The organism is Silvania confinis (assembly GCF_025564085.1).
GTDB classification, from domain to species: Bacteria; Pseudomonadota; Gammaproteobacteria; order Enterobacterales; family Enterobacteriaceae; genus Enterobacter; species Enterobacter confinis.
In genome coordinates, this window is the sequence record NZ_JAMGZJ010000073.1 from 136,306 (window position 1) to 162,293 (window position 25,988).

At 59.6% G+C, this 25,988-nt stretch carries 22 protein-coding genes; 7 read left to right on the forward strand and 15 right to left on the reverse strand.

Annotated features, from left to right (window positions below; genetic code table 11):
- Nucleotide 1 precedes the first annotated feature (1 nt).
- From M8013_RS09495 to nasR, 7 genes are all read right to left on the reverse strand, one after another.
- Entirely contained in the window at nucleotides 2–1,408 is a 1,407-nt protein-coding gene (locus M8013_RS09495; RefSeq protein WP_271267552.1) for a YchO/YchP family invasin, read from the reverse strand.
- A gap of 159 nt (nucleotides 1,409–1,567) precedes the next feature.
- Nucleotides 1,568–4,096, reverse strand: a complete 2,529-nt coding sequence (locus tag M8013_RS09500) for a nitrate reductase (RefSeq protein ID WP_271267553.1) — start codon at nucleotides 4,094–4,096, stop codon at nucleotides 1,568–1,570.
- Nucleotides 4,093–8,079, reverse strand: a complete 3,987-nt coding sequence (nirB, locus tag M8013_RS09505) for a nitrite reductase large subunit NirB (RefSeq protein ID WP_271267554.1) — start codon at nucleotides 8,077–8,079, stop codon at nucleotides 4,093–4,095. The genes M8013_RS09500 and nirB overlap by 4 nt, the downstream gene beginning before the upstream one ends.
- Before the next feature lie 10 nt (nucleotides 8,080–8,089).
- A complete protein-coding gene (locus M8013_RS09510) occupies nucleotides 8,090–8,878 on the reverse strand; it encodes an ABC transporter ATP-binding protein (RefSeq protein ID WP_271267555.1) in 789 nt (262 codons plus the stop codon).
- 9 nt (nucleotides 8,879–8,887) lie between these two features.
- Nucleotides 8,888–9,766: a nitrate ABC transporter permease gene (gene ntrB, locus M8013_RS09515; RefSeq protein ID WP_271267556.1), complete on the reverse strand. Its 879-nt coding sequence runs from the start codon at nucleotides 9,764–9,766 to the stop codon at nucleotides 8,888–8,890.
- 1 nt (nucleotide 9,767) lies between these two features.
- Nucleotides 9,768–11,015, reverse strand: coding sequence for a CmpA/NrtA family ABC transporter substrate-binding protein (locus tag M8013_RS09520; protein ID WP_271267557.1), 1,248 nt, complete (start codon nucleotides 11,013–11,015; stop codon nucleotides 9,768–9,770).
- A gap of 228 nt (nucleotides 11,016–11,243) precedes the next feature.
- Complete coding sequence (gene nasR / locus M8013_RS09525; RefSeq protein ID WP_271267558.1) at nucleotides 11,244–12,410, reverse strand: nitrate regulatory protein NasR; 1,167 nt, start codon at nucleotides 12,408–12,410, stop codon at nucleotides 11,244–11,246.
- A 73-nt stretch (nucleotides 12,411–12,483) separates the two neighbouring features.
- Here nasR and M8013_RS09530 point away from each other — a divergent pair, with 73 nt between their 5' ends.
- The 3 genes from M8013_RS09530 to M8013_RS09540 all read left to right on the forward strand — a co-directional run bounded on the left by M8013_RS09530 (nucleotide 12,484) and on the right by M8013_RS09540 (nucleotide 15,182).
- Nucleotides 12,484–12,837, forward strand: coding sequence for a DsrE/DsrF/TusD sulfur relay family protein (locus M8013_RS09530; protein WP_271267559.1), 354 nt, complete (start codon nucleotides 12,484–12,486; stop codon nucleotides 12,835–12,837).
- A gap of 106 nt (nucleotides 12,838–12,943) precedes the next feature.
- Entirely contained in the window at nucleotides 12,944–14,728 is a 1,785-nt protein-coding gene (locus M8013_RS09535; protein ID WP_271267560.1) for a methyl-accepting chemotaxis protein, read from the forward strand.
- 211 nt (nucleotides 14,729–14,939) lie between these two features.
- Complete coding sequence (locus tag M8013_RS09540; RefSeq protein WP_271267561.1) at nucleotides 14,940–15,182, forward strand: DUF1883 domain-containing protein; 243 nt, start codon at nucleotides 14,940–14,942, stop codon at nucleotides 15,180–15,182.
- Between the two features lie 41 nt (nucleotides 15,183–15,223).
- On the opposite strand, the gene M8013_RS09545 is transcribed toward M8013_RS09540, so the two are convergent.
- Both M8013_RS09545 and chaB read right to left on the reverse strand, forming a co-directional pair.
- Nucleotides 15,224–15,919: a gamma-glutamylcyclotransferase gene (locus M8013_RS09545; RefSeq protein ID WP_271267562.1), complete on the reverse strand. Its 696-nt coding sequence runs from the start codon at nucleotides 15,917–15,919 to the stop codon at nucleotides 15,224–15,226.
- Between the two features lie 193 nt (nucleotides 15,920–16,112).
- On the reverse strand, nucleotides 16,113–16,343 hold the full coding sequence (gene chaB, locus M8013_RS09550) for a putative cation transport regulator ChaB (RefSeq protein WP_271267563.1): 231 nt from the start codon (nucleotides 16,341–16,343) through the stop codon (nucleotides 16,113–16,115).
- 269 nt (nucleotides 16,344–16,612) lie between these two features.
- On the opposite strand from chaB, the gene chaA reads away from it, so the two are divergent.
- A complete protein-coding gene (gene chaA / locus M8013_RS09555) occupies nucleotides 16,613–17,707 on the forward strand; it encodes a sodium-potassium/proton antiporter ChaA (RefSeq protein WP_271267564.1) in 1,095 nt (364 codons plus the stop codon).
- Between the two features lie 125 nt (nucleotides 17,708–17,832).
- Here chaA and kdsA read toward each other — a convergent pair whose 3' ends face one another.
- The 6 genes from kdsA to hemA are packed head-to-tail and all read right to left on the reverse strand — an operon-like array spanning nucleotide 17,833 to nucleotide 23,138.
- Nucleotides 17,833–18,687, reverse strand: a complete 855-nt coding sequence (gene kdsA / locus M8013_RS09560; RefSeq protein ID WP_271267565.1) for a 3-deoxy-8-phosphooctulonate synthase — start codon at nucleotides 18,685–18,687, stop codon at nucleotides 17,833–17,835.
- Between the two features lie 36 nt (nucleotides 18,688–18,723).
- Nucleotides 18,724–19,533, reverse strand: coding sequence for an invasion regulator SirB1 (gene sirB1, locus M8013_RS09565; RefSeq protein ID WP_271267566.1), 810 nt, complete (start codon nucleotides 19,531–19,533; stop codon nucleotides 18,724–18,726).
- A 3-nt stretch (nucleotides 19,534–19,536) separates the two neighbouring features.
- The gene (gene sirB2 / locus M8013_RS09570; protein ID WP_271267567.1) at nucleotides 19,537–19,929 is read right to left on the reverse strand and encodes an invasion regulator SirB2; all 393 of its coding nucleotides are present in this window, start codon (nucleotides 19,927–19,929) and stop codon (nucleotides 19,537–19,539) included.
- On the reverse strand, nucleotides 19,926–20,756 hold the full coding sequence (gene prmC / locus M8013_RS09575) for a peptide chain release factor N(5)-glutamine methyltransferase (RefSeq protein WP_271267568.1): 831 nt from the start codon (nucleotides 20,754–20,756) through the stop codon (nucleotides 19,926–19,928). The genes sirB2 and prmC overlap by 4 nt, the downstream gene beginning before the upstream one ends.
- The gene (gene prfA, locus M8013_RS09580) at nucleotides 20,756–21,838 is read right to left on the reverse strand and encodes a peptide chain release factor 1 (protein WP_271267569.1); all 1,083 of its coding nucleotides are present in this window, start codon (nucleotides 21,836–21,838) and stop codon (nucleotides 20,756–20,758) included. The genes prmC and prfA overlap by 1 nt, the downstream gene beginning before the upstream one ends.
- Nucleotides 21,839–21,881: 43 nt before the next feature.
- Nucleotides 21,882–23,138, reverse strand: a complete 1,257-nt coding sequence (gene hemA / locus M8013_RS09585; protein WP_271267570.1) for a glutamyl-tRNA reductase — start codon at nucleotides 23,136–23,138, stop codon at nucleotides 21,882–21,884.
- A gap of 210 nt (nucleotides 23,139–23,348) precedes the next feature.
- On the opposite strand from hemA, the gene lolB reads away from it, so the two are divergent.
- The 3 genes from lolB (at nucleotide 23,349) to prs (ending at nucleotide 25,898) form a co-directional block, all read left to right on the forward strand.
- Nucleotides 23,349–23,960, forward strand: a complete 612-nt coding sequence (gene lolB, locus M8013_RS09590) for a lipoprotein insertase outer membrane protein LolB (protein ID WP_271267571.1) — start codon at nucleotides 23,349–23,351, stop codon at nucleotides 23,958–23,960.
- Entirely contained in the window at nucleotides 23,960–24,826 is an 867-nt protein-coding gene (gene ispE / locus M8013_RS09595; protein ID WP_271267636.1) for a 4-(cytidine 5'-diphospho)-2-C-methyl-D-erythritol kinase, read from the forward strand. The genes lolB and ispE overlap by 1 nt, the downstream gene beginning before the upstream one ends.
- 124 nt (nucleotides 24,827–24,950) lie before the next feature.
- Nucleotides 24,951–25,898 (forward strand): ribose-phosphate diphosphokinase, encoded by a 948-nt coding sequence (prs, locus tag M8013_RS09600; RefSeq protein ID WP_003856663.1) that lies wholly within the window; start codon nucleotides 24,951–24,953, stop codon nucleotides 25,896–25,898.
- Nucleotides 25,899–25,988: the final 90 nt, after the last annotated feature.

Below are 25,988 nucleotides of genomic sequence, written 5' to 3' on the forward strand. Positions count from 1 at the left end.
TTCAGTCGTCCGGTAGCAGGGTCCAGCGCGGATCGTCTTCCGGGAACGTCAGCAGCGGCGGCGTCAGTGCGAGTGTGATCTCATTGGAAGAGACACGCTGCCCCTCATCATCCTCGACCACCACCGACAGATGCCAGCGGTTGCTCGCCCCTTCACTGCTGTCCCAGGCCGGCAGAATAATACTCCACCCCTCGCTGCTATCGGCTTTCGCCGGTGAGGTCAGGCTCAGCGCCTGCACATCCCCCTGCCAGTAGAGCTGCCGCACGCCGTGACGGCTGCGAATATCCATTTTCAACACCACCGTCTCACCCGGCTGCAGATCCCACGGCGGCGTCGCCAGCCAGGCCGAGAGCGTCTTCAGCTGACGAAACTCCATCACCGGCAGGTTCTGACGTTCCGGTGGATCGTAGCGGCTGCCGCGCAGCGAGCGACTGTCGGCCACTTCGCTGGCAGAGAGCTGTTTGGTGAGCGGCACGCCAAAGCGGTAGTTGAGCTTCATGCCGAGGTTATTCTGGCTGACGCCGCTTTCACCTTGCTTATGGGCGGCAGAGAAAGTCAGCAGCGGCACCGGGGTATAGTTCAGCCCCAGGTTCACCGCCAGCGGATTGTGGTAGCCCGTCCCGGACTGGAACAGATCGACGTTGTCGCCAAAATACTGTTCAAAGCTGACGCTGGTATTGAGGTGATGATAAAACGGCAGCCAGGCTTTAGCGGTCACGTCATAGCCGCGCGCCATCCGCTGCTCTTCGGTGGTCGAGCTGTTATGCCAGCCGGCTAACGGCTGATAAAAATTCGCCGACAGGCGCAGGTATTCGCCCCAGGCTTCAGCCCCCAGCCCGGCGCGCTGCAGGTTTTCATCCAGCAGATTATCGTAAAAAGTGTTGTAGCCCAGCAGCCAGCTGCCCGCCACCCAGCGCTGACCGATCCCCGCATTGCTCACCAGCCCGTCATCCTGTTGGGTCAGACCAAGCTGGCTCCAGGTCAGATACTGGTTATTGTCCTGCCAGGGGATAAACCAGCTGCCGCTGCTGCCGGTGAAACGCCCTTCGTCATTGACCAGCAGATTGACGGTGGCATTCCCCCACGGCGATAGCCAGGATTCAATGTGGTGATTCACTTCCTGGCTGACGGCATCGCGCACCTGACCAAAAGCAAACTGACGGGCCTGCTCTTCGGCGGTCAGACCATTATCGACCTGACTCGCTTCGCCAAACGCCTTCGCCATCTCGGCCAGATGCTTTTCGCCCTCGCGCGTGGGGGCGGCCATACCTAAATCCGGCAAACCATCGCCGTTGTTATCAAAGGGGTTTTGCGCCTGCTGCACGAAGGAATTCGGGGCAGCCTGAACGGCTCCGACCAAAAAGAGGGAGAGTAAAAGCAGAGGACGAAAGCGGGACAATACGGCCATCAACGTCGTGTATTAGCGCCTGTGTTTATGAAAATACGCTGAATACCTTAACGTGATTTGGAAACAATTGCAGCTTTAAGGGAAATTCCAGGAATAACCTGATGCCTGATGGCGCTAAGGGAAACGTAGGTCGGGTAAGCATAGCGCCACCCGACGCGTTTACGCCTTCACACACAGCATCGCCTTCAGCTCTGGCACGCAGGATCCGCAGTTGGTCCCGCAGCGCAATTTTGCCCCCAGCGCCGCTGCCGAGTCGCACCCTTCGGCAATCGCCTCGCGGATAGCGTTTTCCCCGATACTGAAACAGCTACAGATAATCCGGCCTTGATCGACCTGCTCTCCGGGGCTTTGCCCGTTCAGCAGCGCGTGACGCTCAGCCAGCTGCTGTGGTGCGCTGCGAAACGCCTGTTCGATATAAGACTGCGCCAGCGTGGGCAAGGCGCTGCCTTCCCAGTACCCCAGCATTAACGTGCCGTCGAGCCAGGCCAGCAGGCTGCTGCGATCTCCCACCTGGGCGACCTGCAGCTGCCAGCCCTGCCCGGTGCAGTGTGCCATCAGCCACGCCAGCAGCGGTTTATCGCCCGCGAGGGTCAGGCGCAACACCCCGGCGGTCGCCTTACGCCACCAGCATACCGAGCTGGGCAACGGGAGTTCGTCGCGGCTGTACAGTTCCCCCTGCCAGGCGGGTTGCCAGGGCATCAACCGCACCGCAGTCTGTTTGCTCTCCGGCTGGCCGGAATGCGGATCGCAGCGCCCTTCCACCAGCGCATTGATCTTACCCTGCCGCGAGAAACAGCTGTTCCAGTGCATCGGAGCAAACAGCTCCCCTGCCCGCTGCCCGCTATTAATCTGCGCTCGCGCCACCATCAGCCCGCGCGCGGAGCTGATACGGGCCAGCTGGCCGTCCTGCACGCCAAGGCGCGCGGCATCTGCGGGGGAGATGTCCACCGTCGGCTCGTCGCGGTGCTGCATCAGGCGGGGAACATAGCCAGTGCGCGTCATGGTGTGCCACTGATCGCGAATACGCCCGCTATTAAGAATAAAGGGATACAGCGCATCGGGGGTCGCGCCGTGCGTCTGCGGGACGACCGGCACCCGGCGGGCGCGGGTCAGCGCCTCAGGGTCAATCGGCCACTGCCAGGGCACCAGACCGTCCCACTGGGCGCGGGTCAGCGAGGCCAGTTCCGCCAGGTTAAACACCCGCTCGCCGTGATTTTCAAAGGCGGACAGCGCCGCATGCTCGGCAAAGATGGCATGAGGATGATCCCAGGCGAAGGCCGCGCCGTGACCGAGTTGCTGTGCAATGCGGGCGATAATCCACCAGTCGGGTTTTGCTTCGCCTGGGGCTGGCAGAAAGCTGCGCTGGCGCGAGATCCGCCGCTCGGAGTTGGTGACGGTGCCGTCTTTTTCGCCCCAGCCGAGTGCCGGGAAGCGAATGTGGGCGAAGCGGCTGGTGTCGGTATCGCGCATCACCTCGGAGACCATCACCAGCGGACAGGCGGCCAGTGCCTGGCACACCGCATGGCTGTCGGGCAGCGATACCGCCGGGTTGGTACCCATGATCCACACCGCTTTCACCTCGCCCCGGGCAATGGCGTCAAACAGCTCCACCGCCATCAGCCCCGGGGTCTGCGCCAGCCGCTCGCTGCCCCAGAAGCGCGCCACCCGGCTGAGATCGTCCGGGGTAAAATTCATGTGCGCCGCCAGCTGGTTTGCCAGCCCGCCCACTTCGCGCCCGCCCATCGCGTTGGGCTGCCCGGTCAGTGAAAAAGGCCCACAGCCGCTGCGGCCAATTTTGCCGCTCGCCAGATGGACGTTGATGATCGCATTACACTTATCGCTGCCGCTGACGGACTGATTAATGCCCATGGTGTAGAGCGTAACCGCGCGCGGAGCAGCGATAAACCAGGCATAAAAAGTGGCGACCGCCTCTTCCGCCAGACCGCAAAACGCCGCCACCCGCGCCAGCGGCCAGTCGTGGGCCAGCTGCTGCGCGTCGCCCTCTTCGCCGTCAATGGCGTTTAGCAGGCCGACAAACAGCCCCGCGTCGCTGCCGGGGGCCAGATCCAGATGCAGATCGGCGATATCGCAGGTGGCGGTGCGTCTGGGGTCGATCACCACCACTTTCATCGCCGGATTAGCGTTGCGCGCCTGCACCAGCCGCTGATAGAGCACCGGATGGGTCCAGGCGGCGTTAGAGCCCACCAGCACCACCAGATCGGTCTGTTCGATGTCGTCGTAACTGCACGGCACAATGTCTTCGCCAAAGGCCCGCTTGTAGCCGACCACCGCCGAGGACATGCACAGCCGGGAGTTGGTATCGATGTTGGCCGCGCCGATAAAGCCTTTCATCAGCTTGTTGGCGGCGTAGTAATCTTCGGTCAGCAGCTGGCCGGAGGCGTAAAACGCCACCGCCTGCGGACCATGGATATCGATTATCTCCCGCAGCCGCGAGCCCGCCGTGTCCAGCGCGTGATCCCAGCTCACCGGCTGATCATCCACCTCCGGGTACAGCAGGCGACCTGCTAACCCGGTGGTTTCGCCTAACGCCGAGCCTTTAACGCACAGGCGGCCACGATTTGCCGGATGGCTCTCATCGCCGCGCACGCTGACCTCGTCGGCGTCAACCCGGGCGATCACCCCGCAGCCGACGCCGCAGTAAGGACAGGTGGTCCGGGTTTCGGTCATGAGGCCTCCGCGCGCATCACCAGTTCTTCGCTACCCACCAGCACCCGGTTGCCGTCAATTTTTACCGGCCAGGCGCGCACAGCCACTTCGCCGGTCTCGAACTGACGCCCGTCGCGCAGGCGGATCCGCGTTTTGTACAGCGGGGAAATCACTACCGGCTCGCCGCCCGCATCCCCGAGGATGCCGCGCGACAGCACGCTGGCATCATTGCCCGGCTCCCGGTCTTCAAGGGCATAAATCGCCTTGCCGAAGCGGAACAGCGCAATCTGCTGCTGGCCCAGTCGCGCACCAATCCCGGCCTGCTCGGGGATCTCTTCGACGGTGCAAACATCCTGCCAGCGCTTGTTTGCCACCGGTTCGGCGTCGCTTCCCAGCGTGCGGAACTGCGCCAGACGGCCAGGGTCCTGCAGGGTGGTTTGCCATTCGCACTGGTAGGTTTCCACCACGCGGGCCATCTCCTGCTCCAGCTCGTCGGCCAGACCAAGGCTGTCGTCGATGATCACCTCGCGCAGGTAGTCCAGCCCGCCTTCGAGGTTATCCATCCAGGTGCTGGTACGCTGCAGACGGTCGGCGGTGCGGATGTAAAACATCAGGAAGCGATCAACGTAGCGCAGCAGCGTGGCATCGTCGAGATCGCTGGCAAACAGATCCGCATGGCGCGGCTTCATGCCGCCATTGCCGCACAGATACAGGTTCCAGCCCTTGTCGGTGGCAATCACCCCTACGTCTTTGCTCTGGGCTTCGGCGCATTCGCGGGTGCAGCCCGACACCGCCATCTTGATCTTATGCGGCGCGCGCAGCCCCTTGTAGCGGTTCTCCAGCACCACTGCCAGCCCGGTGGAGTCCTGCACGCCGTAGCGACACCAGGTCGAGCCGACGCAGGATTTCACCGTGCGCAGGGATTTCCCGTAGGCGTGACCGGTCTCGAATCCGGCGTCGATCAGCAACTGCCAGATCTCCGGCAGTTGCTCCAGCCGGGCGCCAAACAGGTCGATACGCTGCCCGCCGGTGATTTTGCTGTACAGCTGATAACGTTTGGCGATCTGGCCGATGGCGATCAGCCCGTCGGCGGTCACTTCCCCCGCCGCCATGCGCGGCACAATCGAATACGTGCCGTCTTTCTGGATATTGGCAAAGAAGCGGTCGTTGGTATCCTGCAGCGGCAGATGGGCCGGTTTCAGCAGGTATTCGTTCCAGCAAGAGGCCAGCACCGACCCGACCAGCGGTTTGCAGATTTCGCACCCGTGGCCGTGGCCGTAGCGGCTGATCAGTTGGTCAAAGGTGTGGATGCGGTTGACGCGCACCAGGTGGTAGATCTCCTGCCGCGAATAGGCGAAGTGCTCGCAGATATCCTTTTTCACCTCCACGCCCTGAGCGGCAAGCTGGAACTCCATTACCTGTTTCACCAGCGCGGTACAGCCCCCGCAGCCGGTACCGGCTTTGGTGCACTGTTTCACCGCGCCAATCTCGGTCGCACCATCGCTCACCGCCTGGCAAATATCGCCCTTGCTGACGTTGTGACAGGAGCAAATCTGCGCGCTGTCCGGCAGCGCCGCCACGCCCAGCGCTTTCGGCGCACTTCCGGCTACCGCAGGTAAGATCAGGGTTTCCGGATCTTTCGGCAGGTTGATGTCGTTGAGCATCATCTGCACCAGAGTGGCGTATTCGCTGGCATCGCCGACCAGCACCCCGCCGAGCAAGGTTTTGCTGTCGGCGCTGACCACGATTTTCTTGTAGATCTGCTGTGGGCCGTGGGTCCACTGGTAGCTCTGGGAACCCGGCGTGCGGCCATGCGCATCGCCGAACGAGGCTACGTCGACGCCGAGCAGCTTCAGCTTGGTGCTCATGTCTGCGCCGGTAAAGGCGTTGGCTTCTCCGGCCAGCACGGCACTGGCCACCCGCGCCATCTGGTAACCGGGGGCCACCAGACCGTACACTTTGCCGTCCCAGACCGCGCATTCGCCGATGGCGAAAACATCGTTATCCGAGGTGCGACACTGGTTATCGATGCCGATCCCGCCGCGCTCACCTAACGCCAGGCCACACTCGCGGGCCAGCGCATCCTGCGGGCGGATCCCGGCGGAGAACACCACAATGTCGGTCGCCAGCTCGCTGCCGTCGGCGAAGCGCAGCACCATGCCGCTGTCGGTCTGCGCAATCTCAGTGGTGGCCTTGCTGGTGTGTACGCCCACCCCGAGGGCTTCGATTTTACGGCGCAGCATCGCCGCCCCGTCGTTATCCAGCTGCACCGCCATCAGGTTCGGCGCAAACTCCACCACGTGGGTTTCGAGCCCTAACTGTTTCAGGGCATTGGCAGCCTCCAGCCCCAGCAGCCCGCCGCCAATCACCACCCCGGTGCGTGAACCTTTTGCGTGGGCGGCAATCTGGTCGAGATCGTCAAGGGTGCGGTAGACAAAGCAGCCCGCCAGCTCGCGTCCCGGCACCGGCGGCACAAACGGGTAGGATCCGGTGGCCATCACCAGCTTATCCCAGTGGGTTTCGTGCCCGCCCGCGGTGCGCACCACCCGGGCCTCACGGTCGATCGCCACAATTTGCTGGGAGAGGCGCAGCTCGATGCCGTTTTCAGCAAAGAAATCGCCCGCCACCATCGACAGCGAATCGGCGCTGCGTCCGGCAAAGTACTCCGAAAGATGGACCCGGTCATAGGCGGCATAACGCTCTTCGCCGAAGACCACGATCTGGTATTGCTGATGCAGATTGCGGTTTACGCAGTCTTCAAGAAAATGGTGGCCGACCATACCGTGCCCAACCACCACCAGAGTAGGTTTTGTCATAGCGTTCTGTCCTGCAACCTGCGGCTGCGTAGTGAATCGATCGAACAGCCAGTCCGCCTGGGCGGGCTCTGGCTTAGCCAGTAAATCAGTGAGGGTGGCCGCACTGCGGCAATCCCCCATCAACAGCACGCCTGCCAGCGTGCCGTTTCGGATCAGTAAACGACGATAGTGGCGGGTCAGCGGATCCCAGCTGGTCCACACCGCATCGTTCGGTTGAGCATTCACCTGCCCGGCGCTGAACAACTCAAGGCCAGTGACTTTCAGGCGCATGCCGCTGTCGCTCGGGATAAACGGGGTGGCGCAGTCGCCTGTCAGCCGGGCGGCAAGGATCTCCGCCTGCGCCAGGCACGGTGCCACCAGGCCCCACGTCTGACCGTCTATTTCGCAGCACTCACCGATAGCGCTGATATTGCCTAACCCGGTGCGCATCTGGTCATCCACCTGGATGCCCCGCCCGCACGGCACGCCGCTTTCCTGCGCCAGGGCGACGTTCGGCGTGACGCCCGTCGCCAGCAGCACCCGGCTGGCAGCCAGCTGGCGGCCGTTGCTGAGGGTGACGCTGTCGGCTGTAATTTGTGCCAGCCCGGTGTTCAGCTCGCAGTGGATCCCGCGCGCATCGAGCGCCTCCTCAAGCAGCCATCCGGCGTGGCTGTCGAGCTGCTGGTCCATCAACCACGCGCCGCGATGCACCAGCGTGACGTTGTCACATTGCTGCTGTAATGCCGCCGCCGCTTCCACGCCCAACACCCCGCCGCCCAGCACTACCGCCGGGCCAGGGGTGGTGAGAATGGCGTTCACGTCGTCAAGGGTGCGAAAGGTAAAGACGTTGGGCAGTTGGCTGCCGGGGATCGGCGGCACAAACGCCTGCGATCCGCTAGCAAACACCAGCTCATCCCACGCCAGTTCACGCCGGTCGGTACGGAGTGTGTGCGCCAGGGCATTCACCGCCTGTACCCGCTCGCCGCTGAGCACCGTCACCTCGCGCTGGCGATACCATTCGTCATCGTGCAGCCGGGTAGCAGCGGCACTTTTTTCGCCCCCGAGCACCGGCGAAAGCTGAATGCGGTTGTAAGCGGGCCCCGCCTCATCGCCAATCACTGTGATGGCGAAGCGGCCGGGGGCGCGGTCGGTCAGCGATTCGATCAGCCGCGTCGCCGCCAACCCGTTTCCAATGATGACCAGGCGCATGGGGCGCTCCTCAGGCCGCTTTCGGCTGTTTTTCGTAGAGGAAATGCAGGATCTGCTGACGCATATGGTGATAGCGGCTGTCTTCTGCCAGCTGCACCCGGTTGCGCGGGCGCGGCAGATCGACGCGTAAAATCTCACCGACCGTCGCAGCCGGGCCGTTAGTCATCATCAGCACCCGATCCGAAAGCAGCACCGCCTCGTCCACGTCGTGGGTGATCAGCACAATGGTGGTGTTCAGCTCCTGCTGGATTTTCATTACTGAATCCTGCAGATGGGCGCGGGTCAGGGCGTCGAGGGCGCCAAATGGCTCATCCATCAGCAGCACTTTCGGCTTCATTGCCAGCGCGCGGGCGATGCCGACGCGCTGCTTCATGCCGCCGGAAATTTCGCCAGGGCGTTTGTGGATGGCGTGCCCCATCTGTACCCGATCGAGGTTGTGTTCGATCCACTCCCGACGCTCCGCTTTGCTCATGCTGCGGCGGAACACCTGATCGACCGCCAGCGCCACGTTGTCGAAACAGGTCAGCCACGGCAGCAGGGAGTGGTTCTGGAACACCACCGCCCGCTCCGGGCCGGGTCCGGCGATTTCGCGGTTATCACAGAGAAGCCCGCCTTCGGTGGGCAAGGTGATGCCCGCGATCAGGTTCAGCAACGTTGATTTGCCGCAGCCGGAGTGGCCGATCAGGCTGACGGTCTCGCCTTCGTGAATATCAAATGAGACGTTCTGCAGTGCCAGAAACTCGCCGCTGGCGGTGGAAAAACGTTGGCTGACGGCCTGGACCTGAATTAATGGTTTCATGTGCGCTCCTTATTTTTCCTGCCAGCTGAAACGGCGGGCGATCAGCATCAGCCCTTGCTCCAGCAGTAAACCGACCACGCCGATAATGACGATGGCGATGAGAATGTTTTCGACGTTGAGGTTGTTCCACTCGTTCCAGATCCAGAAGCCAATACCTAAGCCCCCGGTGAGCATCTCTGCCGCGACGATCACCAGCCACGCGATGCCGATGGAGAGGCGCACCCCGGTCAGGACCGCAGGCAGCACCGCCGGGAACAGAATGCGGCGCATCACCGTCCACTCGGAGAGCTGTAACACCCGCGCCACGTTGAGGTAATCCTCGGGAATGCGGCGCACGCCTTCGGCGGTGTTAATGACCATCGGCCAGATTGAGCAGATAAAAATGGTCCAGCTGGAGGCGGGCTCCGCTTTCTGGAACAGCAGCAGACCAATGGGCAGCCAGGCCAACGGGCTGACCGGGCGCAGTAGCGCAATCAGCGGGTTGAACATGCGGGCCAGAAAGGTGAAGCGGCCAATCAGGAACCCCAGCGGGATACCGACCAGCGCCGCCAGGCCAAAGCCGATGGCTACGCGTTGCAGCGAGGCCAGCACGTTCCAGCCCACCCCCATGTCGTTGGGTCCGTCGCGGTAGAACGGATCGGCAAACAACGTGATGGCTGAATCCAGGGTGCTCAGTGGAGTCGGAAACCCTTTACTGTTGAGCGCGGCCAACTGCCAGGCCAGCACCAGCAGCCCAAGGCCGAGCACGGCCGGGATCAGCCGCTGCAGCAGGCCATTGATCTGGCGGGCGAAGGCCGGTGCGCGGCGGCGTACCTGAACCGGCGGCAGGGTGATCACTTCACCGCTAACCGGCGCGGCAGGTGCCGCTTGGGTGTTTACTTTTTTCATATCAGGCCCCTGTACGGTGAATGGCAAAACTGTTCGCGAATGCTTTCGGATCGGTACCGTTCCAGACGGTGCCGTCCATCAGTCGGCTGCTGCGCAGCGGTGACGAAGGCGTGGAAATCCCGCCTACCGCGGTGGCGGCGTCCTGCCAGATATCGGTGCGGTTGATGCGGCTGGCGATGGCGGCGTAGTCCGGGTCGGTTTTCAGCAGCCCCCAGCGGCGGAACTGGGTTAAGAACCACATGCCGTCCGAGTGCCACGGATAACTGACCGCCCCCTCGCCGAAGAAGCGAATCGGGTTGGCATCCTGCCAGCGCTGCCCGACCCCGTTGTCGTACTCGCCCAGCATCCGCCCGGTGAGGTACTGTTCTTTGGTGTTGAGCCAGGCGCGACGGGCCAGCAGCTGGGCGGTCTCTTGCTTGTTCTGCGGTGAGGCATCGATCCAGCGCTGCGCCTCCAGCAGCGCGCTGACCAGCGCCCGGGCGGTGTTCGGGTTGGCCTCCACCCACTCCTGGCGGGTGCCGAGGATTTTTTCCGGGTGATCCGGCCACACCGACTGGGAAGTGGCGGCGGTAAAACCGATGCGGTCGTTGATAGCGCGGGCGTTCCATGGCTCGCCGACGCAAAAGCCGACCATGTTGCCGATGCGCATGTTCATCACCATCTGTGGCGGCGGGACCACCACGGTGCGCACGTCATCGAACGGATTGATCCCCGCGCTCGCCAGCCAGTAGTAGAGCCACATGGCGTGAGTGCCGGTCGGGAAGGTATGGGCGAAGGTGTAGCTGCCCGGTGCCTGCTGGCCAATCAGCTTTTTCAGCCCCTCGACGTCGCGCACGCCCTGCTGGGCCAGCTCGCTCGAGAGGGTGATCGCCTGCCCGTTCTGATTGAGGGTCATCAGGTTGGCCATTGGCTTAGGTTTGCCGGCGATCCCCAGCTCCAGACCGTACAGCAGGCCGTACAGAATATGGGCGGCATCGAGTTCACCGGCCACCAGCTTGTCGCGGACGGCGGCCCAGCTGGCCTCTTTGGTCGGCACCAGGGTGAAGCCGTATTTTTTATCGAATCCTTTCCAGGCCGCGATCGCCAGCGGCGCGCAGTCGGTCAGCGGGATAAAGCCGACGCGTACGGTATCGAGCTCCGGCTTATCGGAACCTGCGGCCCATGCGGTCTGCATCAGGCCTGGCAACATCATTGCCCCGCCCGCCAGCGCGCTGGCCTGTAAAAAACGCCGTCTTGTCCATTCCACCATGCTCACTCCCGAAAAAAATGCCAAAAAAAAGCGCCCGACAGTGCCGAAGCACTGCAGGACGCCTTTATCCTTAAGACTGACGCACCGCCGTTGGCGCGCCGTCTAAAATTGTTAATAAACTAATGCAAAGGTGATGCCAGCTTTTAAAGTCTTATAATGCGGGCGTTTTCTGCCAGCCAGCCGGGTAAACGCACCTCAATCATGCAGACGTTGCCCACTCGGGGTGCATTATTGCTGCCACAGCGCTTTCACCGTCAGCAGCGCCCGGGCGATATCCACCATCCGCTGATTTTTATCCATCGCCATTTTGCGCAGCTGGCACCAGGCCTGCTCCTCACTCATCTGCTGGTGGGTCATCAGTACGCTTTTCGCTTTATCGATGACTTTGCGCTCCTCCAGCGTGTCGCGCATCGAGGCCAGCTGGCGGGAGAGTTGTTCGATCTCTCGCGCCTGCTGACGCACCAGCGGCAGGAGCGGTTTTTGCGGATACAGCGCCAGCGGCTCATCCATCAGCGGCTCTTCTGCCGGGTAGTCGTCCGCCCGACTGATGAGCGCATCCACCGCCAGCATCAGGTCGGCAATCTGCAGCTCTTCCAGGGCGCGCAGCTGCTCCAGCCGCGCGGTTTGCAGAGAGAACCAGTGCATCGCCAGCACGCCTTTATCCGCAGCGGGCTGGCGGGTGCAGGCCAGACGCCGCAGCTGTTCGGTCTCGGCACCCGGCACGCTCTGGGTATAGTGATCGTGTAGCCCGGCGGGCGTCAGGGAGAGAAACACCTCGAAGCAGGCCTGCTGTCCGTCGATCCGATCCACCAGGGTCTGGCGCATCTCATCGCTGAAAAAGCCCTGGGTAAAGCCGATGGCCCCCAGCGCGCGCTCCTGCCCCACCAGCTCTTTTCCCTGCATCAGGCTGTAGAGCGCGACAAATCTGCCCGCGATTTGCGGATCGTCAATGCTGTCATTGAGCTGCGGCACGATACTGAGCAGGTTGCGCAGCGTGCGACTATAGTGTTCCATCGCCGTGGTCGCGGGCAGTGAACAGGCTGTGATCGCCTCGCGTAACGTCGGCAGTTGCTCCAGACTTTGCAGGGCGCTGGCGACGCGTTCGCACAGGGTACTGCTGGCCATCAGCGGCGTGCCGAGCGCACGGTGAAGCGCCTGCAGCTGATCGTCGACCAGCGCGCGGCTGGCCTTGCACTCAAGGGCATACAGCGTACCCTGCGAGCAGAGCCAGATATTCGACGCCCCGCGTTCGCACTGGAGCATATGCGCCAGGTGGCTAATCCGGCTCACCAGAGTGCCAAGCTGCGCCAGTTTGCAAAGCTGCTGTTTGCGCATCAGTCTGGCGTGCTGGAACCATTCAGTGGCGCCGGGTAGACGGCCAGTGATTATCGTCATGCTTACTCTCCCGGGTCAGTGTGTTAAACAGAGGTAAGCAATTTTCATGCCTTATCAACTATCAGGAGTCACAATGCAGAAGATCGTGATTGTCGCCAACGGGGCGGCCTACGGCAGCGAATCGTTATTCAACAGCCTGCGGCTGGCCATCGCCCTGCGCGAACAGGGAGACGAGCTGGATTTACGCCTGTTTTTAATGTCCGATGCGGTGACCGCCGGGCTGCGCGGCCAGAAACCGGCCGAGGGCTATAACATCCAGCAGATGCTGGAGATCCTGACCGCGCAAAATGTACCGGTGAAGCTGTGCAAAACCTGCACCGACGGGCGTGGGATCAGCGCTCTGCCGCTGATTGACGGGGTTGAAATTGGTACGCTGGTGGAACTGGCGCAGTGGACACTGGCCGCCGATAAATTATTAACATTTTAATAATTCCCCATAGAATATATTTTTTGCTTATGACCGCGGTTCCAGCATCAAGTTTACCTGCTCATTGCCGATAGGCTTTTTACAACAACACAGCAGGTATCACATTATGTTCAGGTCAATTCGCGCTCGTATTATCGCGGCGACAGTCGGTTGTCTGGTCGTCGCGCTCCTTCTTAATACCGTCATTAATTTCCAGGTAACGCGCGAGGACAACCAGCAGTCGCAGCGCGATATGCTGGCCAGCACGCGCGCCAGCCACAGCCTGGCGATCGGTGACTGGGTCAACAGCAAGATGATGGTGATTAATTCCCTGCAGAGTGTCGCCCTGAGCGACGATCCGGTGCCGATGTTTAAACAGCTGGCGCAAGCGGGTGGCTTTATTAACGTCTATGTCGGCTATGCCAGCAAAACGGCGAAATTCTCTGAACCTGCCGGGGTGCCTGACGATTACGATCCGACCATCCGCCCGTGGTATCAGCAGGCGGCCAAAGAAGACCGTCCTGTGGTGACCGCCCCGTATGTTGATACTGGCACCAAAAAACTGGTGGTGACCTTTGCGGTCCCGGTGAAAGAGAACGGCGAGCTGAAAGCGGTGCTGGCGGGTGACGTAGCGATGGACAACGTGATCGCCAACGTACAAGGCATCCACCCGACGCCGGCCAGCAGCGGCCTGCTGATCGACAGCGACGGGACGGTGATTGCCGCCAACGATCCGGCGTTAACGCTGAAGCGATTTAACGACGTGATCAGCGGCGTGGATCTGGATGCCCTGAAACGCGGCGACAGCGTGGTGGGTCAGTTTAACGGGGTGACCAAAACCTTTGCCGCCGCGCCGATTACCGGAACCCAGTGGCAGCTGGTTGTGGCCCTCGACAGCGCGGATGCCACTGCGGGGATGCGCACGTTAGTCAAGGCCTCGGCCCTGTCGCTGGCGATCCTGGTTCTGCTCAGCGGGGCGGTGGTTCACCTGGTGATTGCCCGCCTGCTGAAAAGACTGTCGGAAATCCGCGATGCGATGCACGCCATTGCCAACGGCACCAACGATCTTTCCCAGCGTCTGCCGGAAAAAGGCGACGACGAAGTGGCGCAGATCGCCCATGCCTTTAACGCCTTCAGCGACAAGCTCTCGGTGGTGATGGTGCAGCTGCGCGATGCCAGCACCTCGGTGAAAAATGCGGCCCAGGAAATTGCCGCCGGTAACCGGGACCTCTCCGGTCGTACCGAACAGGCGGCCTCCAGCCTGCGTGAAACCGCCAGCGCCGTCGAGCAGATCACCGCCTCGGTGGCCCAGTCGACCGAATCGGCGGCGGTGGCTAACGAACAGGCGGGCAAAGCTTCCGAAGCGGCAACCCGCGGCGGCAGCGTGGTATCCCAGGCGATCACCACCATGCAGTCGATTGAGGCCGCCTCAACCAAAATTGGCGACATCACCAGCGTGATCGACGGTATTGCCTTCCAGACCAACATTCTGGCCCTTAACGCCGCCGTTGAAGCCGCGCGCGCGGGCGAACAGGGTCGTGGCTTTGCGGTGGTGGCGGGCGAAGTGCGCAGTCTCGCCAGCCGCAGCGCCCAGGCGGCGAAGGAGATCAAAACCCTGATCGATTCCACCACCAACAGCGTGGCGACCGGGTCACGCTACGTGCACCTGGCCGGACAGAGCATGGATGAGATTGTCACCAGCATCGGCAGCATGTCGGGGATCATGCGGGAAATCACCGTCGCGACCAGCGAGCAGATGAAAGGCATTCAGGAGATCAACCGGGCGGTGACGCACCTCGACGGCATGGTGCAGCAAAACGCCGAACTGGTGGTGCAATCGGCCGCTGCGGCCAGCGCCCTGCAAGGTCAGGCGGGTGAGCTCGCTGAAACCGCCGGACATTTCCGCATTTAATGTTAACTCCCTGCCTGAAAGCCGTGGATTGCGGCGTCAGCTGAAAGCTTTCAGGCAGATTGTCATTTTTGTTTAAGGGTTATGACATTTTTTGATCAAAATCAGCATCGGTTGCCTTCCCCTTTGGTGTTATGTCATGAGCGAATTGTGAACAACATCACGCTCAGGATTAACCGCAAGGAGAGCGTTGTTTCCAGAAACGGGGTAAAAAATGGCACTGGTGAAAGCAAGTTTGAAATTATTTGGCGGGGATACAGTGGTGGTGCGTTGCTCAGAGCGTTGTCATATTCATCTGATGAACCACAAAGCGACGCGCAAAACGCAGGCGGATATTTTAAGCGTTCAGGACCGGGACAGCGCGTGGCTTACGGTGCCGTATACCGGCACCTGGGAAGTGCTGATTGACAGCCACAGTCAATCGCTTGAGCATTCGATAAGCTTCGTCGCCGCGTAATAAAACTGACCCGGTGCGCCGCAAGGCCACCGGGTATTTTTTCAGGCAAAGCCCGCACGCAGTTGAGTCTCGGGCAGGCTACTTTCCAGTAATGCCCGCACTTTCGACACCAGCTCATTCAGACAATCATCCTGCATGCCGAGGCGCGTCAATTCCTGATCGAGCGAGAACAGGTACTGCGCATTGGTGCCAAGTGGCCCGCTGGCGGCAGCGATCAGCGGCGCTATTACCTGCGTGCGCGTATCGGCCTCAAACAGCGGATGGCGCGGATCCATTATAAAGACCAGCGCGTTGACGGTGCGTCCGTCGTCGAGATCCAGCTTGCACCAGCTCGGCATATAGCAGCCGGTGATCATTTCGCGCTTCCACAGCAGCGCCAGCTCCTCTTCCAGCGTCGCATCCGGCAGGCGATAGGCCACGCCGGTGGTGCGTCCGCCCTCTTTCAGTGCAAGCATCCGACCTGGCTGGCAGGCACTGCCGCGTCCGGCGGTCAGGCGCAAACAGAATGCGCGATGCCAGCCCGGCAGCGACCCGGTGGCGGACTCTTGATAATCCAGCGCCGGGTTCCACATCAGCGAACCATAACCAAAGAGCCACACCGGGCCCGCATCCGGGCGGCACGCCAGCGTCGCAGCCAGCGATGCTGCACGCTGTTCTGCCGACCAGAGCAGCGACTCTTCAATATCACCAAAGGCCGTTTTACAGTCGGCCTTCATCAGAAAATCACGCGTAATCATATTGCACCTCTGCCACTGCCCGCTTCCTTACGATAACTTTTTATGAACCTTCCAGGTCTTTTTACTGCTCAATTAGAAAGCAGTTACAGTGACGATATGCAATAAATCGGCCGCATGCAACACAGGGGTAAAATAACCGCCTTAAATATCAAATTTCAGCCTGCTAACTATTCAACGTGCGTTAATCAGCGGGCTATTTTTTCCTGTGCCATTTGTCGTCGTCCCCTTTTTCGTAATCGTGTTTCACTGCCGCCCAGGCCACGCGGTGCGCGGTCTCCTCACGGCTGGCATCGTCCCGCCGATCGTCTTTATCCTTATACTGTTCCCAGGCGCTGTTGAAGGATTCTTTGTAGATCTCCTGGGCATGCGCGGGCAATACATGCTGGACACTGTCGGGTAAATCGCTTTTCGTTTTGTATGGCATTGCAAACCCCTATTTTTAATCACTTGTTAAGTGTGGTACACGTTGCTGAGGGCTTCCAGCCTTAAGAACAAACTGATTTTCTCGTTTTATAATTCACTGTTATTAAGGATATATTTAATAAAAATGTCTTATTATGACGCACTCAATCATAAAAATTGCCAAACCGTAAATTCAGGTAAAAAATAAGCAGGAATTACCGCTATTCTGTTAATGTAACGTTCTGCTATTACTATCTATAATTACAAGCACCTGCAAACATGGAGAATCACATGACAACCACACATGAGACGGTGAAAACCCGTCATAAGGAGACGTCTCTCATCTTCCCGCTGCTGGCGCTGGCGGTGCTGTTCTTCTGGGGAAATAGCCAGACGCTGCCAGTGGTCATCGGCATTAACATCATTGCCCTTATCGGTATTTTGAGTAGCGCGTTTAGCGTTGTGCGCCATGCTGACGTGCTGGCCCACCGCCTCGGTGAACCCTACGGTTCCCTGATTTTAAGTCTTTCTGTCGTTATCCTCGAAGTGAGCCTTATTTCCGCCCTGATGGCGACCGGCGACGCAGCGCCGACGCTGATGCGCGACACCCTCTATTCAATCATTATGATTGTCACCGGCGGTCTGGTTGGCTTCTCACTGCTGCTGGGCGGGCGCAAATTTGCCACCCAGTATGTGAATCTGTTCGGTATTAAACAGTATTTGATCGCCCTCTTCCCGCTGGCGATTATCGTGCTGGTGTTCCCGATGGCGCTGCCGGGGGCCAACTTTACGACCGGTCAGGCACTGCTGGTGGCGCTGATCTCCGCCGCGATGTACGGCGTGTTTTTACTGATTCAGACCAAAACCCACCAAAGCCTGTTCGTGTATGAGCATGAAGATGACGGCGACGACCCGCATCACGGCAAGCCGTCAGCGCACAGCAACCTGTGGCACTCGATTTGGCTGATCGTGCATCTAATTGCGGTCATCGCCGTCACCAAAATGAACGCTAACCCGCTGGAAACGCTGCTGACGGAAATGAACGCGCCGGTGGCCTTTACCGGCTTCCTGGTGGCGCTGTTGATCCTCTCCCCGGAAGGACTGGGAGCGCTGCGGGCGGTGCTGAACAATCAGGTGCAGCGCGCAATGAATCTGTTCTTTGGTTCGGTGCTGGCGACGATCTCCCTCACCGTTCCGGTAGTGACGCTGATTGCGTTCATGACCGGCAACGAACTGGTGTTCAGCCTTGGGACACCGGAGATGATTGTGATGCTGGCCTCACTGGTGCTGTGCCAGATTTCGTTCTCTACCGGACGCACCAACGTGCTGAACGGTGCGGCACACATGGCGCTGTTTATCGCGTATCTGATGACGATATTTGCCTAATCGGGTGCCCGGCGGCGCTGCGCTTGCACGGGCCTACGGGTTTTGTAGGTCGGGTAAGCGCAGCGCCACCCGGCAATTTAAGGCAAAAAAAAACCCGCCGAGGCGGGTTTTTTCATTTATGTCGATCAGTTGCTGGTGTCCAGCTCATCAAAGTTCTTAACCAGGTCATCAATCGCTTTAATCTGCTTCAGGAATGGCTCCAGCTTGTTCAGCGGCAGCGCGGACGGGCCGTCGCATTTGGCATTGGCGGGATCCGGGTGGGCTTCGATAAACAGCCCCGCCAGACCAGTCGCCATACCGGCACGCGCCAGCTCAGCAACCTGTGCACGGCGACCGCCGGAGGCAGCGCCAAACGGGTCGCGGCACTGCAGGGCATGGGTGACGTCGAAGATCACCGGGGACTGGTTTGACACGTTCTTCATGACGCTAAAGCCCAGCATATCCACAACCAGGTTGTCATAACCGAAGTTAGCCCCACGGTCGCAGAGGATCACTTTGTCGTTACCCCCTTCGATAAACTTATCGACGATGTTACCCATCTGGCCAGGGCTGACGAACTGCGGTTTTTTGACGTTGATAACAGCGCCGGTCTTCGCCATCGCTTCGACCAGGTCGGTCTGGCGGGCAAGGAACGCAGGCAGCTGGATCACGTCAACCACGTCAGCTACCGGCTGCGCCTGGCTGGCTTCATGAACATCGGTGATGATCTTCACGCCAAACGTCTGCTTCAGCTCCTGGAAAATCTTCATCCCCTCTTCCAGGCCCGGGCCACGGTAAGAGTGAATAGAGGAGCGGTTGGCTTTGTCAAAAGAGGCCTTAAACACATACGGAATACCCAGTTTCTGAGTAACGGTCACGTAGTGTTCGCAGATGCGCATCGCCAGATCGCGGGATTCCAGAACGTTCATGCCGCCGAACAGCACGAACGGCAGGTCGTTCGCGACGTTGATATCGCCAATGCTAACCACTTTTTGTTTCATAGGATCGCCTTATTCAGGAGTGAATCGGAATGATGATTAATGCAACGTAATCTGTTTATGCGCGATCGAGTTAATCTGCGCGCGAATCATTTCGCTGATCGGATCTTCCGGACACTGCTCAACGAAATAATTCAAATCTGTCAGCGCGACATGATCGCACTCAAGCTGGACGTAGATCAGACCGCGGTCGCGGATTTCGTACGGATCTTCCGGGTTAAACTGCAGCAGCACCTCGCTGGCGCGTAACGCCAGTTCCATCTGCCGCTCTTCCATCAGCGCAGATTTTAAGGTGTCCAGCAGCTTACGCACCACTTCGGCGTTGTCCGCTTCGTCCAGATCTTCATTGAACAGTTCGGCCACCGGGCTGATATTGCCCTTCAGCCAGACGTCCAGGGTGTGTTCATCGAGGGTATCGCCGTTGAACGGGTTAATTAACCACATCTCACCGTCGAGCCACTCGGCGCGCAGCAGCATCTGGGTCGGGAAGATGACCGGCACCAGCGGGATATCCAGACGGTGCGCCACCCACAGCAAAATCGCCCCCAGCGCCACCGCGCTGCCCTGGCGATGTTCCAGTACCTGATCCAGCCACAGCGCATCGGAAAGACGATACACGCCGCGCTTATCGCTAAAGCCCCATTCGCCGTAGAACAGCTCAATCAGCTTTTCCAGCTGCCAGTCCTGCGGACGCGCCTGATTAATCTCTTCACGCGCCAGACTCACCAGCTTCTCCAGCTCGTCGTAGACGTTCTGCGAGACAAAATCATCGCGGATCATCTCCGAGACCTGGATCATGCCATCGCACAGCGGCACTTTATTAAATTCGTAATCGGCCAAAGACTTCATGACTTACCCCAGTAACGGTATTCTTGTGGTGGCGAGTTTAATGATGATGTACAGCACCACCAGCCCCAGCAGAAAAGCGATAAAGCCCACCTGCTGGCTGCGCGGACGATGACGCCCTAGCGCAATAAAACCCAAAACGATGTAGATGATAACGCCAAACAGCTTTTCAGTCAGCCATGCGCCATCATCGGTAAACGGCAGATAACCGGTCATCCACATCAACCCGGCGCCCGAGAGAAACAGCACGGTATCGATACAGTGCGGCGCGATCCGCACCCAGCGGGCATTGATAAGCTGATTATCGCTGTAACGCCACCAGTAGCGCAGCGCAAAAAAACTGACCGTCAGCGCGACGGCAGCAATATGCACAGCGATCAGCAGCGAAAATCCGTTCATGCCCACATGCCTACGGTAAGACGTTCATTGCCGCCATAATCGCGGCAGGTTTCCACCTGCTGATAGCCCGCCTGCTGGAACAGCGCACGCACCGCCTCACCCTGGGTCCAGCCGTGCTCCAGCAGCAGCCAGCCGCCGCGCACCAGATGTTGGCGGGCCTCAGTAATAATATGGCTCAGATCCGCCAACCCCTGCCCGGCGGCAACCAGCGCACTGCGTGGTTCGAAGCGCACATCGCCCTCGCCCAGATGAGGATCGGCTTCGTCGATATAGGGTGGATTGCTGACGATCGTCTCAAACTGCCGGTCGGCTAGCGCCGAAAACCAGCTGCTGTGGATAACCGTAACGTTGGGCAGTGCCAGACGATCGGCGTTGCGTTGCGCCAGCGCCACCGCGTCGGGCATTACGTCAACCGCCGTGACCTGACAGTCCGGGCGTTCACTGGCCAGCGCCAGGGCGATCGCCCCGGTGCCAGTGCCTAAATCCAGAATGCGCGCGGGCGACGCGGGCAACCGTGCCAGCGCCTGCTCCACCAGACATTCGGTATCCGGGCGCGGGATCAGCGTCGCCGCCGAAACGTACAGCGGCAGCGACCAGAACTCACGCTCGCCCACCAGATGCGCCACCGGCTCACCGGTTTTGCGCCGGGCCAGCAGCGTAGCCAGCTGCGTTTCTTCGTCACTGCTCAGCACGGTCTCACCAAAGGCGAGAATATAGGTCCGCGCCCTGCCGGTGACGTGCCCCAGCAGGATCTCCGCGTCGCGACGCGGACTGTCGCTGGCGCTGAGTTCGCTGACCGCGTGACGTAGCCAGTGCTGAAAATCCATTAGTCCTGCTCTGCCAGCGCCGCCAGCTGATCGGCCTGGTACTCTTGCACAATCGGCTCGATCAATGAATCCAGCTTGCCTTCCATCGTCTCATCCAGACGGTACAGCGTCAGGTTGATGCGGTGGTCGGTGACGCGCCCCTGCGGGAAGTTATAGGTGCGGTTGCGGTCGCTGCGATCGCCGCTGCCCAGCAGGTTGCGACGGGTTGACGCTTCAGCCTGCTGGCGTTTGGCAATTTCAGCCGCGCGAATACGCGCACCCAGCACCGACAGCGCTTTGGCTTTGTTTTTGTGCTGGGAACGTTCGTCCTGACACTCCACCACAATGCCAGTTGGCAGGTGGGTAATACGGATCGCGGAGTCGGTGGTGTTAACGTGCTGACCGCCAGCCCCGGACGAACGGAATGTATCGATACGCAGCTCGGACGGGTTGATGTCCGGCAGCTCGGCTTCTGGCAGCTCGGGCATGACCGCCACGGTGCAGGCGGAGGTGTGGATACGCCCCTGCGATTCGGTGGCCGGGACGCGCTGAACGCGATGACCGCCAGACTCAAACTTCAGACGGCCATACACGCCGTCGCCGCTGATCTTGGCGATCACTTCTTTATAGCCGCCGTGCTCGCCTTCGTTGGCGCTGATGATCTCTACGCGCCAGCGGCGAGATTCTGCATAGCGGCTGTACATGCGGAACAGATCCCCGGCAAACAGCGCCGCTTCATCCCCACCGGTCCCGGCGCGGATTTCGACAAAGGCGTTGCGTTCATCATCCGGATCTTTTGGCAGCAGCAGCACCTGCAGCTGTTGCTCCATCTCTTCCGCGCGGGCTTTGGCGTCCTGCAACTCTTCCTGCGCCATTTCGCGCATTTCCGGGTCGTCGAGCATCATCTGCGCGGTTTCGATATCTTCCTGAACCTGACGCCACTCGGTAAAGCAGCGTGAAACATCACTTAATTGTGCATACTCGCGCGACAACGCGCGAAAACGGTCCTGGTCAGCAATAGTCGCGGCATCGCCGAGCAGCGCCTGAACTTCTTCATGGCGCTCGTGCAGCGCTTCCAGTTTGGCGACGATAGAGGGCTTCATAGGCGTAGGGGCACCTTGTAATAAAAATTATGGGTATAGTGCGCTATTCCAGCCCGAGGCTGTCGCGCAGAATGGTCAGGCGTTCGTCGTCCCCGTCACGGGCGGCCTGTTGAAGTGATTTGGTTGGGGCATGGATCAGGCGATTGGTCAGTTTCCATGCCAGTTCCTGCATGATGACCTGCGGGTCGCCGCCCTGTTCCAGGGAAGCCAGCGCTTTGGCAGTCAGTTCATTACGCACCTGTTCCGCCTGACCGCGGTATTCACGAATGGTCTCGCTGACGCTTTGCGCGCGCAGCCAGGCCATAAATTCGCTGGTTTCCTGCTCGACGATCGTCTCCGCCTGCACCGCTGCTGCTTTACGCTGGGCAAGGTTGTGCGAAATGATGCTTTGCAGATCGTCCACGCTGTACAGATAGGCGTTCGCCAGCTTGCCCACCTCCGGCTCGACATCGCGCGGAACGGCGATATCCACCAACAGCATCGGCTGATTGCGGCGCGATTTAAGGGCGCGCTCAACCATGCCTTTGCCGATGATCGGCAGCGGGCTGGCGGTAGAGCTGATAATGATATCGGCCTCTTTCAGGCGCGCGTCGATGTCGCTCAGGGCGATCACTTCTGCACCGACTTCGTCTGCCAACGCCTGAGCGCGCTCGCGGGTTCGGTTGGCGATAATCATTTTTTTAACTTTGTGCTCGCGAAGATGACGGGCGACCAGCTCGATGGTTTCACCCGCGCCGACCAGCAGCACCGAAACCGTCGATAAGGATTCAAAGATTTGTCGCGCCAGAGTACAGGCCGCGAACGCAACCGAAACCGCACTGGCACCAATGTCGGTTTCGGTTCGCACACGCTTGGCAACAGAGAAAGATTTCTGGAACATACGTTCCAGCTCGCTGGCCTTAAGATGGCCTTTTTGCGAATCGGCAAAGGCTTTTTTGACCTGACCGAGGATCTGCGGCTCGCCCAGCACCAGCGAATCCAGACCGCTGGCGACGCGCATCAAATGGCTAACGGCGTCGTTATCCTGATGCCAGTAAAGGCTGTTGCGCAGCTCGTCTTCGTTCAGCTTATGGTATTCGCATAACCAGCGGATCAGCGCCTCTTGCAGATTGTCCTGCTCGGCCACGCTGAGGTACAGCTCAGTACGGTTACACGTCGACAGCACCACGCCACCCTGCACCATTGGCTGGGAAAGGAGACTTTCCAGCGCCTGGTCGAGCGTATCCGGCGAAAACGTTACGCGTTCTCGCAGTGAAACCGGGGCTGTTTTGTGGTTAATACCGAGTGCTAAAAGGGTCATATGAGCGGGAGTAGTACCAGCGTTAATAAGGTTAGCAGGCCGCATCATACAGGATGCGCGAGATCAATAAAAGAGACTGCCCCCTTTCGGAGTAATAGGTGTTCCGCGCTAATTTCATGATTTAAGACAATATGAGCGTAGACGCTGCCATAAGCGGGCGCTAGCATTAAGGGATATAACTGCCACGTATCTCAAGGATTTGTCATCATTATGACCAGACTGATTCGCCTGCTGCCCCTGGCCGCGCTGGTGCTGACCGCATGTTCCATCACCCCGCCGAAAGGCCCGGGCAAAAGCCCAGACTCGCCACAGTGGCGCCAGCATCAACAGGACGTGCGCGCGTTAAGCCAGTATCAGACGCGCGGCGCCTTTGCTTATCTGTCCGACCAGCAGAAAGTGTATGCGCGCTTCTTCTGGCAACAAACCGGCCAGGATCGCTATCGCCTGCTGTTGCTGAATCCGCTTGGCAGCACGGAAATGGAGCTGATTGCCCAGCCGGGCTCTGCGCAAATCACCGATAATAAAGGCCAGAAATACACCGGTACCGATGCCGAAGAGATGATTGGTAAGCTGACCGGGATGCCGATTCCGATTACCAGCCTGCGCCAGTGGATCCTTGGCCTGCCGGGTGAGGCCACCGATTATAAACTCGACGACCAGTATCGCCTGAGCGAAGTGAACTACAGCCAGAACGGCAAAAACTGGAAAGTGGTGTACGGCGGCTACGACAGCAACAGCAAACCGGCCCTGCCGTCGAGCCTGGAACTGACCGAGGGTAGCGAGCGTATTAAGCTCAAAATGGATAACTGGATTGTCAAATGATGAGCCACTGGCCTTCACCGGCAAAGCTGAACCTGTTTTTGTACATTACTGGCCAGCGCGCTGACGGGTATCACACCCTGCAGACGCTGTTTCAGTTTATCGACTTCGGCGACACGATTTCGATTGAGCCGCGCGAGGACGGACAGGTTCGGTTGTTGACGCCGGTGGCAGGCGTACCGGATGAAGAGAATCTGATCGTGCGCGCTGCGCGCTTGCTGATGGCCTCTGCGGCGCAGTCTAGTCGTTTACCTGCCGGCAGCGGCGCGGATATCTGCGTCGAGAAACGCCTGCCGATGGGCGGCGGGCTGGGCGGCGGGTCATCTAACGCCGCCACGGTGCTGGTGGTGCTCAATCACCTGTGGGGCTGTGGACTGTCGGTTGATGAACTGGCGGCGCTGGGGTTAAGCCTCGGAGCCGACGTACCGGTATTTGTGCGCGGGCATGCCGCCTTTGCCGAAGGGGTGGGCGAAATCCTGACCCCGGTCGATCCAGCAGAAAAATGGTATCTGGTAGCCCACCCTGGCGTCAGCATTCCAACGCCGGTTATCTTTAAGGATCCGGACCTTCCGCGTAACACCCCGGTTCGGTCAATAGAAACGTTATTAAATTGTGAATTTGGCAACGATTGTGAGGTTATCGCAAGAAAACGTTTTCGCGAGGTTGATGTCGCGCTTTCCTGGCTGTTAGAATACGCGCCGTCGCGCCTGACTGGCACAGGGGCCTGTGTCTTTGCTGAATTTGACACGGAATCTGCTGCACGTCAGGTGCTCGAGCTGGCTCCAGAGTGGCTGCATGGTTTTGTAGCGCGTGGTATGAACACCTCCCCGCTACAGCAGACCATTCTGGCGCAATCTGAGTTTCGGTGACAACGTCACCCTGTTCCAGACGTTGCATCGCGCTCTTTAATACACCGCCTGGATAGCATTCGCCTGGCCCGCACAGTTTACGGTGAAGCTATCCACCATTGGACGCATGCCTGAGGTTCTTCTCGTGCCTGATATGAAGCTTTTTGCTGGTAACGCCACCCCGGAACTAGCACAACGTATTGCCAACCGCCTGTACACTTCTCTTGGCGACGCCGCCGTAGGTCGCTTTAGCGATGGCGAAGTCAGCGTACAAATTAACGAAAATGTACGCGGTGGTGATATTTTCATCATCCAGTCCACCTGTGCTCCAACTAACGACAACCTGATGGAATTGGTTGTTATGGTCGATGCTCTGCGCCGCGCTTCCGCTGGCCGTATCACTGCTGTTATTCCTTACTTTGGTTATGCACGTCAGGACCGTCGCGTCCGTTCGGCTCGTGTGCCAATTACCGCTAAAGTTGTCGCTGATTTCCTCTCAAGCGTTGGCGTTGACCGTGTTCTGACGGTTGACCTGCACGCCGAGCAGATTCAGGGCTTCTTTGACGTTCCAGTTGATAACGTATTCGGTAGCCCAATTCTGCTCGAAGATATGCTGCAGCTGAACCTGGACAACCCAATCGTGGTTTCTCCGGACATCGGCGGCGTGGTTCGCGCTCGCGCTATCGCGAAACTGCTGAACGATACCGACATGGCCATCATCGACAAGCGTCGTCCGCGCGCTAACGTTTCTCAGGTGATGCACATCATCGGTGACGTAGCGGGCCGCGACTGCGTGCTGGTTGACGACATGATCGACACCGGCGGCACTCTGTGCAAAGCCGCCGAAGCGCTGAAAGAGCGTGGTGCTAAACGCGTATTCGCTTACGCTACCCACCCGATCTTCTCTGGCAATGCTGTAAACAACCTGCGCAACTCCGTCATCGATGAAGTTGTGGTGTGTGACACCATCCCACTGAGCGACGAAATCAAAGCCCTGCCTAACGTGCGTACTTTGACTCTGTCCGGGATGCTGGCCGAAGCGATTCGTCGTATCAGCAACGAAGAATCCATCTCTGCAATGTTCGAGCACTAATCGGACGCAGTCTAAAAACCCGCTACGGCGGGTTTTTTTGTCTGTAGCTTTTATTTGTATGACCAATGCCTCCTTCACCTGCCATTGACA

What these genes read in the sequence shown, in the direction of transcription:
- hemA (WP_271267570.1), bottom strand. Translation starts at nt 23,138, where the DNA reads ATGACCCTTTTAGCACTCGGTATTAACCACAAAACAGCCCCGGTTTCA.
- M8013_RS09510 (WP_271267555.1), bottom strand. Translation starts at nt 8,878, where the DNA reads ATGAAACCATTAATTCAGGTCCAGGCCGTCAGCCAACGTTTTTCCACC.
- sirB1 (WP_271267566.1), bottom strand. Translation starts at nt 19,533, where the DNA reads ATGAAGTCTTTGGCCGATTACGAATTTAATAAAGTGCCGCTGTGCGAT.
- M8013_RS09545 (WP_271267562.1), bottom strand. Translation starts at nt 15,919, where the DNA reads ATGATTACGCGTGATTTTCTGATGAAGGCCGACTGTAAAACGGCCTTT.
- kdsA (WP_271267565.1), bottom strand. Translation starts at nt 18,687, where the DNA reads ATGAAACAAAAAGTGGTTAGCATTGGCGATATCAACGTCGCGAACGAC.
- prmC (WP_271267568.1), bottom strand. Translation starts at nt 20,756, where the DNA reads ATGGATTTTCAGCACTGGCTACGTCACGCGGTCAGCGAACTCAGCGCC.
- M8013_RS09535 (WP_271267560.1), top strand. Translation starts at nt 12,944, where the DNA reads ATGTTCAGGTCAATTCGCGCTCGTATTATCGCGGCGACAGTCGGTTGT.
- sirB2 (WP_271267567.1), bottom strand. Translation starts at nt 19,929, where the DNA reads ATGAACGGATTTTCGCTGCTGATCGCTGTGCATATTGCTGCCGTCGCG.
- M8013_RS09495 (WP_271267552.1), bottom strand. Translation starts at nt 1,408, where the DNA reads ATGGCCGTATTGTCCCGCTTTCGTCCTCTGCTTTTACTCTCCCTCTTT.
- prfA (WP_271267569.1), bottom strand. Translation starts at nt 21,838, where the DNA reads ATGAAGCCCTCTATCGTCGCCAAACTGGAAGCGCTGCACGAGCGCCAT.
- M8013_RS09520 (WP_271267557.1), bottom strand. Translation starts at nt 11,015, where the DNA reads ATGGTGGAATGGACAAGACGGCGTTTTTTACAGGCCAGCGCGCTGGCG.
- nasR (WP_271267558.1), bottom strand. Translation starts at nt 12,410, where the DNA reads ATGACGATAATCACTGGCCGTCTACCCGGCGCCACTGAATGGTTCCAG.
- nirB (WP_271267554.1), bottom strand. Translation starts at nt 8,079, where the DNA reads ATGCGCCTGGTCATCATTGGAAACGGGTTGGCGGCGACGCGGCTGATC.
- lolB (WP_271267571.1), top strand. Translation starts at nt 23,349, where the DNA reads ATGACCAGACTGATTCGCCTGCTGCCCCTGGCCGCGCTGGTGCTGACC.
- M8013_RS09530 (WP_271267559.1), top strand. Translation starts at nt 12,484, where the DNA reads ATGCAGAAGATCGTGATTGTCGCCAACGGGGCGGCCTACGGCAGCGAA.
- chaA (WP_271267564.1), top strand. Translation starts at nt 16,613, where the DNA reads ATGACAACCACACATGAGACGGTGAAAACCCGTCATAAGGAGACGTCT.
- M8013_RS09540 (WP_271267561.1), top strand. Translation starts at nt 14,940, where the DNA reads ATGGCACTGGTGAAAGCAAGTTTGAAATTATTTGGCGGGGATACAGTG.
- M8013_RS09500 (WP_271267553.1), bottom strand. Translation starts at nt 4,096, where the DNA reads ATGACCGAAACCCGGACCACCTGTCCTTACTGCGGCGTCGGCTGCGGG.
- ntrB (WP_271267556.1), bottom strand. Translation starts at nt 9,766, where the DNA reads ATGAAAAAAGTAAACACCCAAGCGGCACCTGCCGCGCCGGTTAGCGGT.
- chaB (WP_271267563.1), bottom strand. Translation starts at nt 16,343, where the DNA reads ATGCCATACAAAACGAAAAGCGATTTACCCGACAGTGTCCAGCATGTA.
- ispE (WP_271267636.1), top strand. Translation starts at nt 23,960, where the DNA reads ATGAGCCACTGGCCTTCACCGGCAAAGCTGAACCTGTTTTTGTACATT.